This window comes from Phytopseudomonas seleniipraecipitans (assembly GCF_900102335.1).
GTDB lineage: Bacteria > Pseudomonadota > Gammaproteobacteria > Pseudomonadales > Pseudomonadaceae > Aquipseudomonas > Aquipseudomonas seleniipraecipitans.
Window position 1 is genome coordinate 16,640 of the sequence record NZ_FNBM01000010.1, and the last position, 9,583, is coordinate 26,222.

The 9,583-nt window shown below is 60.7% G+C and carries 7 protein-coding genes; 6 read left to right on the forward strand and 1 reads right to left on the reverse strand.

Going from position 1 to position 9,583, the window contains the following annotated elements; all coding sequences use genetic code 11:
* Positions 1–15 precede the first annotated feature (15 nt).
* The 5 genes from rpsD (at position 16) to bfr (ending at position 5,163) form a co-directional block, all read left to right on the forward strand.
* Positions 16–636 carry a 30S ribosomal protein S4 gene (gene rpsD / locus BLS60_RS18440; RefSeq protein ID WP_070882618.1) on the forward strand — a complete coding sequence of 207 codons (621 nt, stop codon included), beginning with the start codon at positions 16–18 and terminating at the stop codon, positions 634–636.
* Between the two features lie 22 nt (positions 637–658).
* A complete protein-coding gene (locus BLS60_RS18445; RefSeq protein ID WP_092370957.1) occupies positions 659–1,660 on the forward strand; it encodes a DNA-directed RNA polymerase subunit alpha in 1,002 nt (333 codons plus the stop codon).
* Between the two features lie 43 nt (positions 1,661–1,703).
* On the forward strand, positions 1,704–2,090 hold the full coding sequence (gene rplQ / locus BLS60_RS18450; protein ID WP_042552930.1) for a 50S ribosomal protein L17: 387 nt from the start codon (positions 1,704–1,706) through the stop codon (positions 2,088–2,090).
* 171 nt (positions 2,091–2,261) lie between these two features.
* Positions 2,262–4,553: a catalase/peroxidase HPI gene (gene katG / locus BLS60_RS18455; RefSeq protein ID WP_092370960.1), complete on the forward strand. Its 2,292-nt coding sequence runs from the start codon at positions 2,262–2,264 to the stop codon at positions 4,551–4,553.
* A gap of 145 nt (positions 4,554–4,698) precedes the next feature.
* Positions 4,699–5,163 carry a bacterioferritin gene (bfr, locus tag BLS60_RS18460; RefSeq protein WP_092370963.1) on the forward strand — a complete coding sequence of 155 codons (465 nt, stop codon included), beginning with the start codon at positions 4,699–4,701 and terminating at the stop codon, positions 5,161–5,163.
* Between the two features lie 58 nt (positions 5,164–5,221).
* On the opposite strand, the gene uvrA is transcribed toward bfr, so the two are convergent.
* Positions 5,222–8,056 carry an excinuclease ABC subunit UvrA gene (uvrA, locus tag BLS60_RS18465; protein WP_070882622.1) on the reverse strand — a complete coding sequence of 945 codons (2,835 nt, stop codon included), beginning with the start codon at positions 8,054–8,056 and terminating at the stop codon, positions 5,222–5,224.
* 132 nt (positions 8,057–8,188) lie between these two features.
* On the opposite strand from uvrA, the gene BLS60_RS18470 reads away from it, so the two are divergent.
* Positions 8,189–9,577 carry an MFS transporter gene (locus BLS60_RS18470; protein WP_092370966.1) on the forward strand — a complete coding sequence of 463 codons (1,389 nt, stop codon included), beginning with the start codon at positions 8,189–8,191 and terminating at the stop codon, positions 9,575–9,577.
* Positions 9,578–9,583 lie beyond the last annotated feature (6 nt).

Sequence of the window (9,583 nt, forward strand, 5' to 3'; positions counted from 1 at the left end):
AGGAGACAGTGAGAAATGGCTCGTTACATTGGTCCCAAGTGCAAACTGTCTCGTCGTGAAGGCACAGATCTTTTCCTGAAAAGCGGCGTTCGCGCCCTGGAATCGAAGTGCAACCTCGAAGCAGCCCCAGGTATTCACGGCCAGCGCCGTGGCCGTCAGTCCGACTACGGCACCCAGCTGCGTGAGAAGCAAAAAGTTCGTCGTATCTACGGCGTACTCGAACGTCAATTCAGCGGTTATTACAAAGAAGCTGCCGGCAAGAAAGGCGCTACTGGTGAGAACCTGCTGCAACTGCTCGAATGCCGTCTGGATAACGTTGTTTACCGTATGGGCTACGGCGCTACCCGCGCTGAATCCCGTCAGCTGGTTTCGCACAAAGCGATCAGCGTAAACGGCAAAACTGTAAACGTACCGTCCTACCAGGTTAAAGCTGGTGACGTGGTTGCAGTACGCGAGAAGTCGAAGAATCAGCTGCGCATCGTTCAGGCTCTTGAGCTGTGTGCTCAGCGTGGCCGTGTTGAGTGGGTAGATGTAGACACCGAGAAAAAGTCTGGCGTGTTCAAAAGCGTCCCGGCTCGTGGTGATCTCTCCGCTGACATCAACGAAAGCCTGATTGTCGAGCTCTACTCCAAGTAAGGGCTAGAAAATAGGTGCATCCATGCAGATTTCGGTAAATGAGTTCCTGACCCCCCGCCATATCGATGTGCAGGTGGTCAGTCCGACCCGCGCCAAGATCACTCTCGAGCCTCTCGAGCGTGGTTTCGGCCATACCCTGGGCAACGCGCTGCGCCGCATCCTGTTGTCCTCCATGCCTGGCTGTGCAGTAGTCGAGGCCGAGATTGACGGTGTACTCCATGAGTACAGCGCCATCGAAGGTGTTCAGGAAGACGTAATTGAAATCCTGCTCAACCTTAAAGGTCTGGCAATCAAGCTGCACGGTCGAGACGAAGTTACACTGACTCTGGCGAAGAAGGGCTCTGGCGTCGTAACCGCTGCCGATATTCAGCTGGATCATGATGTTGAAATCGTCAACGGCGACCACGTTATCGCCAACCTGGCCTCCAATGGCGCGCTGAACATGAAGCTCGTAGTAGCTCGTGGTCGCGGCTATGAGCCAGCTGATTCGCGCCAGAGTGATGAAGACGAGAGCCGCAGCATTGGTCGCTTGCAGCTCGACTCTACCTTCAGCCCGGTGCGTCGCGTGTCGTACGTGGTGGAAAACGCTCGCGTCGAGCAGCGTACTAACCTGGACAAGTTGGTTATCGACCTCGAAACCAACGGTACCCTGGATCCTGAAGAGGCTATCCGTCGTGCTGCAACCATCCTGCAACAGCAGTTGGCTGCATTCGTCGACCTCAAAGGCGACAGCGAGCCCGTTGTTATCGAACAGGAAGACGAGATCGATCCGATCCTGCTTCGTCCGGTTGATGACCTGGAACTGACCGTTCGTTCGGCCAACTGCCTCAAGGCAGAAAACATCTACTACATCGGTGACCTGATTCAGCGCACCGAAGTAGAGCTGTTGAAAACGCCGAACCTGGGCAAGAAATCCCTGACTGAAATCAAGGATGTTCTGGCTTCCCGCGGTCTGTCCCTCGGTATGCGCCTCGACAACTGGCCGCCGGCAAGTCTGAAGAAAGACGATAAGGCGACTGCCTGATCGTCATCATCACCGAACGTGAAGTTTGGTAAGGAATTGAACCATGCGTCATCGTAAAAGTGGCCGTCACCTCAGCCGCACCAGCGCTCACCGCAAGGCCATGTTTCAAAACATGGCGGTATCGCTGTTCGAGCATGAGCTGATCAAAACTACTCTGCCGAAAGCCAAGGAACTGCGTCGCGTTGCCGAGCCGCTGATTACCCTGGCCAAAGAAGACAGCGTTGCTAACCGCCGTCTGGCTTTCGACCGTACCCGTTCGAAAGCCATCGTTGGCAAGCTGTTCAACGATCTGGGCAAGCGCTATGCCACCCGTCAGGGCGGTTACCTGCGTATCCTCAAGTGCGGTTTCCGCGCTGGCGATAATGCCCCGATGGCTTATGTTGAGCTGGTTGACCGTCCGGTCGGCGGCGCAGTGGAAGCTGCCGAGTAAGGCATCGTTGCAAAGAGAACCGGGCTTAGGCCCGGTTTTTTTATGCCTGCTGTTTAGTGAAAAACTATCGCCTTGTAAGTTGTTATTCATTTGTCGCTTCGCTTGTGCTCGTCAATACTCAACGCCAATCCCGCTCAGCCGGGAACGATCAGCTTGGTAAGGAGATAGACGATGAGTGACAAGACCGAAGGTAAGTGCCCGTTTTCGGGAGGCACTTCCGAAACCACGCGGAAGCACACCGCGGGCGGCGGCACCGGTAACCGTGACTGGTGGCCTAACCAGCTACGTGTCGACCTGCTGCATCAGCATTCCTCCAAGTCCAATCCGCTGGGCGAGACTTTCAATTATGCCGAGGCCTTTCAGTCGCTGGATTACGAGGCGTTGAAGAAAGATCTGCGTGCGTTGATGACCGACTCGCAAGATTGGTGGCCAGCTGACTTCGGCCACTATGGACCGCAATTCATCCGTATGTCGTGGCACGCCGCCGGTACCTACCGTACCGGTGATGGGCGCGGCGGCGCCGGGCGTGGCCAGCAGCGTTTTGCTCCGCTCAACAGCTGGCCGGACAACGTCAATATCGACAAGTCCCGCCGCCTGCTATGGCCGATCAAGCAGAAGTATGGCCAGAAGATTTCCTGGGCCGACCTCCTGGTGCTCACCGGCAACGTTGCCCTGGAAACCATGGGCTTCCGAACCTTCGGTTTCGCAGGCGGGCGTGAGGACACTTGGGAACCGGATCAGGACGTTTACTGGGGTACCGAGAAAACATGGTTGGGCGGTGATAACCGCTACGGCAAGGGCGCTGCCGGTCGTAATGACGATCAGGGCGTTTTGGTGGCCGACGAAGACATGCATGGCCAGGAGCAGGACCGTACCGACAGCCAGGGCCGCAACCTGGAAAATCCGTTAGCTGCCGTGCAGATGGGCCTGATCTACGTGAACCCGGAAGGTCCAGAGGGCAACCCTGATCCGCTCGCGGCAGCCCATGATATTCGCGAGACGTTCGCGCGGATGGCCATGAACGATGAAGAGACCGTGGCGCTGATCGCCGGCGGCCACACCTTTGGCAAGACCCATGGTGCCGGGCCGGCGGATCACGTTGGCGCCGAACCCGAGGCAGCCGGCCTCGAGGAGCAGGGGTTGGGCTGGGGCAGCTCGTTCGGCAGCGGCAAGGCCGGCGATGCCATCACCAGCGGCCTGGAAGTCACCTGGACGACCACGCCTGCGCAGTGGAGCAACAACTTCTTCGAGAACCTGTTCGGATTCGAGTGGGAGCTGACCAAAAGCCCCGCAGGCGCTCACCAGTGGGTGGCCAAGGGCGCCGAGGCGATCATTCCCGATGCGCATGACCCATCGAAGAAGCGTCTGCCGACCATGCTGACCACCGACCTGTCGCTACGCGTCGACCCCGCGTACGAGAAGATCTCCCGGCGCTTCCTGGAAAATCCCCAGGCATTCGCCGAAGCATTCGCCCGCGCCTGGTTCAAGCTGACCCACCGCGATCTCGGTCCGAAATCGCGCTATCTGGGGCCGGAAGTACCAAAGGAAGACCTGCTCTGGCAAGACCCCGTGCCGGCAGTCCACCACCCGTTGATCGATGAGGCGGATGTCGCTGCGCTCAAGGCTCGCGTGTTGGCCTCCGGGCTGTCGGTGTCCGAAATGGTCGGCACGGCCTGGGCTTCGGCATCCACCTTCCGGGGCTCCGACAAGCGCGGCGGCGCCAATGGCGCCCGTCTGCGCCTGGCGCCACAAAAGGACTGGGCGGCCAACCAGCCCGAGCAGTTGGCTCGGGTTCTGGCGACACTCGAAGGCATCCGTGGCGAGTTCAACCGCACTGCCACTGGCGGCAAGCAGGTGAGCCTGGCTGATCTGATCGTGTTGGCCGGCAGTGCCGGTATCGAACAGGCCGCCAGCAAGGCGGGTCACGCGGTAAGTGTACCGTTCTCGGCAGGGCGGGCCGATGCGTCACAGGAGCAGACCGATGTCGACTCCTTCGCGGTGCTCGAGCCGATCGCTGACGGTTTCCGCAACTACCTCAAGGGCCGCTATAGCGTACCGGCCGAGGCGTTGCTGATCGACAAGGCGCAGCTGCTGACCCTGACCGCGCCTGAGTTGACCGTGCTGATCGGTGGCCTGCGTGCCATCAATATCAACGTGGGTGGTGCTGACCACGGGGTGTTCACCGACCGGCCGGGTGCGCTGAGCAACGACTTCTTCGTCAACCTTCTGGACATGGGCACGACGTGGAAGGCGGTGCCTGGCGACAGCAACCTCTATGAAGGCCGTGACCGCAATAGCGGTGAGGTCAAATGGACGGGCACGCGGGTCGACCTGGTATTCGGCTCCAACGCCATCCTGCGCGCCCAGGCGGAGGTCTATGCCAGTGCCGATGCACGCTTCATAGAGGACTTCGTGGCGGCCTGGACCAAGGTGATGAACCTCGACCGTTTCGATCTGGCCTGACGGCTAGCCGGGCCCTCGCGCCCGGTCTTTCGACTCGATACACGCAGCGCCCCCTGAATGGGGGCGTTGTGCTTTTTACTTGACCGTAGCGGGTGTGGAGCGGAGCATTCGTCCATTCCATCGGGTGCAGCAAAGGTTTCTAGTCATGAAAGGCCACATCGAAGTTATCGATTATCTGAAAGTGCTGCTCAAGGGTGAGCTGGCGGCGCGCGATCAGTACTTCATTCACTCGCGGCTTTACGAGGACTGGGGTTTCACCAAACTGTACGAGCGCATCAACCACGAGATGGAGGAAGAGACGCAGCACGCGGACGCATTGCTCAAGCGCATCATCTTCCTGGAAGGTGTGCCGGACATGGTGCCCGACGCCTTTACGTTCGGTCAGACCGTACCGGATGCCTTGAAGCTGGATCTCGCCCTGGAGTACCAGGTGCGTGCCGCGCTCAGCAAAGGCATCGAACTGTGCGAGCGCCACCAGGATTACCAGAGCCGCGATATCCTGCTGCTGCAACTCAAGGATACCGAGGAAGACCATGCCTACTGGCTGGAGATCCAGCTACAGCTAATTGCCAAGCTGGGCCTGGAGAAGTACCTGCAGAGCCAGATGTAAATCGCAGCCAAGAAAAAGCCCCGCACATGCGGGGCTTTTTTCGTTAGCGAGCCGGTACTCAGGCCCGATCACGTTCCAGCAGCGGCTTGAGGAAGTGCCCGGTATGCGATTGCGGCATCTCGGCGACTTCTTCCGGGGTGCCCACGGCGATGATCTGGCCGCCTTTGGAGCCGCCTTCCGGGCCCAGGTCAACCAGCCAGTCGGCGGTCTTGATCACGTCCAGATTGTGCTCGATCACCACCACAGTGTTGCCGTGATCGCGCAGGCGATGCAGCACGTCGAGCAACTGCTGGATATCCGCGAAGTGCAGGCCAGTGGTCGGCTCATCGAGGATATACAGGGTCTTGCCGGTATCGCGCTTGCTGAGCTCACGCGACAGCTTGACCCGCTGCGCCTCGCCACCGGACAGCGTGGTCGCCGACTGTCCGAGCTTTATGTAGGAAAGGCCGACGTCCATCAGCGTTTGTAGCTTGCGCGCCAGCGCTGGCACGGCATCGAAGAACGCGCGAGCGTCCTCGATGGTCATCTCCAGCACTTCGTGAATGCTCTTGCCCTTGTATTTGATCTCCAGCGTTTCGCGGTTGTAGCGCTTGCTCTTGCACACGTCGCACGGCACGTAGATGTCGGGCAGGAAGTGCATCTCCACCTTGATCAGGCCGTCGCCCTGGCAGGCTTCGCAGCGGCCGCCCTTGACGTTGAACGAGAAGCGGCCCGGGCCGTAACCGCGTGAGCGGGATTCCGGCACACCAGCGAACAGCTCGCGAATCGGCGTGAACAACCCGGTGTAGGTTGCCGGATTGGAGCGCGGCGTACGGCCGATCGGGCTTTGGTCGATATCCACCACTTTATCGAGATGCTGCAGGCCGTCGATGCTGTCGTGCGCTGCCGCCTCCAACGTGGTGGCGCCGTTCAGCGCCGTAGCGCTGAGCGGGAACAGGGTGTTGTTGATCAGCGTCGACTTGCCCGAGCCAGAGACGCCGGTCACGCAGGTCAGCAAGCCGATGGGAATGTCCAGATTGACGTTCTGCAGGTTGTTGCCGCGGGCGCCCTTGATCTTCAGCGAGAGCTTTTTGTCGCGCGGCGTACGCTTGGCAGGCACGGCGATCTTCACGCGGCCGGATAGGTATTTGCCGGTCACCGAGTCGGGGTGAGCCATGACTTCCTCGGCGGTGCCCTCGGCGACGATCTGGCCACCATGCACACCGGCGCCTGGGCCGATGTCGACCACGTAGTCGGCCATGCGGATGGCGTCTTCATCGTGTTCGACCACGATCACCGTGTTGCCGATGTCGCGCAGGTGGCGCAGGGTGCCGAGCAAGCGTTCGTTGTCACGCTGGTGGAGGCCGATGGAGGGTTCGTCGAGGATGTACATCACGCCCACCAGGCCGGCGCCGATCTGACTGGCCAAGCGGATGCGCTGGGCCTCGCCGCCAGACAGGGTGTCGGCGCTGCGATCCAGAGTCAGGTAGTCGAGGCCGACGTTGACCAGGAACTGCAGGCGCTCGCAGATTTCCTTGAGGATCTTGCTGGCGATTTCACCGCGCCGGCCTTCCAGCGTCAGGTCGCCGAAATACTCGCTGGCGGAGCCAATCGGCATGCCGGTGACGGCTGGTAGCGTCTTCTCGCCAACCCACACGTGCCGAGCCTCGCGGCGCAGACGCGTACCGCGGCAGTCCGGGCAGGGCTGGGTGCTGAGGAATTTGGCGAGCTCTTCGCGCACGCTGGTCGATTCGGTTTCACGGTAGCGTCGCTCGAGGTTGGGCACGATGCCCTCGAACGGGTGCGAGCGTTTGACGATATCGCCGCGGTCATTGAGGTACTTGAAATCGACGTTATGCGAGCCGCTGCCGGCAAGAATGACTTTCTGGTGCTCGCTGTCCAGTTCGCCGAAGGGCTTGTCCAGGCTGAACCGGTAGTGTGAAGCCAGTGAGCCAAGCATCTGGAAGTAATAGACGTTGCGCCTGTCCCAGCCGCGAATCGCGCCTTCGGCCAGGGTCAGTTCGGCGTTGACCAGGCGTTTGGTGTCGAAGAACTGCTTCACGCCCAGGCCGTCACAGGTCGGGCACGCGCCGGCCGGGTTGTTGAAAGAGAACAGCTTGGGCTCCAGCTCGCTGATCGAGTGGCCGCAGACCGGGCAGGCAAAGCGCGCCGAGAAGATCACTTCCTCGCCTTCCTCGCCTTCCATGGGTGCGATCAAGGCCAGGCCGTCAGCCAGCTTGAGTGCGGTTTCGAACGATTCGGCCAGGCGCTGCTGCAAATCGCCACGGGCTTTGAAGCGATCCACCACGGCATCGATGCTGTGCTTCTTCTGCTTGTCGAGTTTCGGCAGTTCATCGAGTTCATAGAGCTTGCCGTTGACCCGCACCCTTACAAAGCCCTGCGCACGCAACTCGTCGAACACCGCCAGGTGCTCGCCTTTGCGCTCGCGGATGATCGGCGCCAGCAGCATCAGCTTGGCGCCCTCGGGCATGGCCAGCACCTGATCGACCATCTGGCTGACGGTCTGCGCCTCCAGCGGCAGGTCGTGATCCGGGCAACGCGGTTGGCCGGCGCGTGCGTAGAGCAGGCGCAGGTAGTCGTAAATCTCGGTGATGGTGCCGACCGTCGAACGCGGATTGTGCGAGGTCGACTTCTGCTCGATGGAGATGGCCGGCGACAGTCCTTCGATGGTGTCGACGTCGGGCTTTTCCATCATCGACAGGAATTGCCGCGCATAGGCCGACAGCGATTCGACGTAGCGGCGCTGACCTTCCGCATACAGGGTGTCGAACGCCAGGGACGACTTGCCCGAGCCGGACAGGCCAGTGATCACGATCAGCTTGTCGCGCGGCAGGGTCAGGTCGATGTTCTTGAGATTGTGGGTGCGTGCACCCCGGATCAGAATCTTGTCCAAAACAGCCTCGCGTGGCGGGCGGATAAACCGCCGAGTATACGGGGGGCAACAGCCGTGCGGCAAAGCGCCGCTGCTGTGCCAGTAGGGTTTCGACTGGTAGAATCGCCGGCTTGTTTCAACAGGTTATCGACGATGCGCGATTCGCACAGCGAACGCATGAGTGGCGCGGAGACTCGGGCAGCCGGTGGGCTGGCGCTGGTGTTCGCATTTCGCATGCTGGGGATGTTCATGGTGTTGCCTGTATTGGCTACCTATGGGCAGGAACTCGCCGGTTCAACCCCTGCGCTGATAGGCCTGGCGATTGGTGCCTATGGCCTGACCCAGGCTTTGCTGCAAATTCCTTTCGGCGTCTTGTCCGATCGTATCGGCCGGCGGCCAGTGATTTACTTTGGTCTGGTGATATTCGCCGCCGGCAGCCTGCTGGCGGCAAATGCGGACTCTATCTGGGGCATTATCGCCGGCCGTGTGCTGCAAGGCGCCGGGGCGATTTCTGCAGCGGTGATGGCGCTGCTTTCCGACCTCACCCGCGAACAGCATCGCACCAAGGCCATGGCCATGATCGGCATGAGCATCGGACTGTCCTTCGCCATCGCCATGGTGGTCGGGCCGCTGCTGACCCGAGCGTTCGGGCTGTCCGGGCTGTTCCTGGCGACGGGAGCGATGGCGTTGCTGGGCGTGCTCATCGTTGCCGGTGTGGTGCCATCCAGCGCCGGGCCGTTGCAGCATCGCGAGTCCGGCGTGGCCAGGCAGGCGCTATGGCCGACACTGAGGCATCCTGATCTGCTGCGCCTGGACTTCGCCATCTTCGCTCTGCACGCTATTCTGATGGCCAGTTTCATCGCCTTGCCGCTGGCGCTGGTGGAGCAGGGCGGGCTGCCCAAGGAGCAGCACTGGTGGGTTTATCTCACCGCGCTGCTGGCCGGGTTTTTCGCCATGGTGCCGTTCATCATCTACGGTGAGAAGAAGCGTCAGATGCGCCGTGTACTGATAGGTGCGGTACTCGTGCTGCTTGGTTGTGAGCTGTACTTCTGGGTATTCGGCCACGGCCTCACCAATCTGGTGTTCGGTATCATGGTGTTTTTCACCGCCTTCAACCTGCTCGAGGCTTCGCTGCCGTCGCTGGTCAGCAAGGTGGCGCCGGCGGGTGGCAAAGGAACGGCGATGGGCGTTTATTCGACCAGCCAGTTCCTCGGCTCGGCTCTGGGCGGAATCATGGGCGGCTGGCTGTATCAGCACCATGGGCTGGCCGGCGTGTTCGGCGGCTGTGCGTTGCTGACGGTATGTTGGCTGGCCTTTGCTGTTACTATGCGCGAGCCGCCCTATGTGACCAGCCTGCGTTTGCCGCTATCCGCTGCAGCGTTGCAGGAAGCAGGGTTGGCCGAGCGAATTCAGGCAGTGCCCGGTGTGGCAGATGCTGTGGTAGTGGTTGAAGAAGCCGCTATCTATGTGAAAGTAGACACCCAACAATTGGATCGCACGTCGCTGCAGCGCTTGATCGAAGCGGCGCCGGTGACGTGCTGAAAGTAG

Coding starts and splice junctions, on each gene's coding strand:
- rpsD (WP_070882618.1), top strand. CDS start 16: ATGGCTCGTTACATTGGTCCCAAGTGCAAACTGTCTCGTCGTGAAGGC.
- BLS60_RS18445 (WP_092370957.1), top strand. CDS start 659: ATGCAGATTTCGGTAAATGAGTTCCTGACCCCCCGCCATATCGATGTG.
- rplQ (WP_042552930.1), top strand. CDS start 1,704: ATGCGTCATCGTAAAAGTGGCCGTCACCTCAGCCGCACCAGCGCTCAC.
- katG (WP_092370960.1), top strand. CDS start 2,262: ATGAGTGACAAGACCGAAGGTAAGTGCCCGTTTTCGGGAGGCACTTCC.
- bfr (WP_092370963.1), top strand. CDS start 4,699: ATGAAAGGCCACATCGAAGTTATCGATTATCTGAAAGTGCTGCTCAAG.
- BLS60_RS18470 (WP_092370966.1), top strand. CDS start 8,189: ATGCGCGATTCGCACAGCGAACGCATGAGTGGCGCGGAGACTCGGGCA.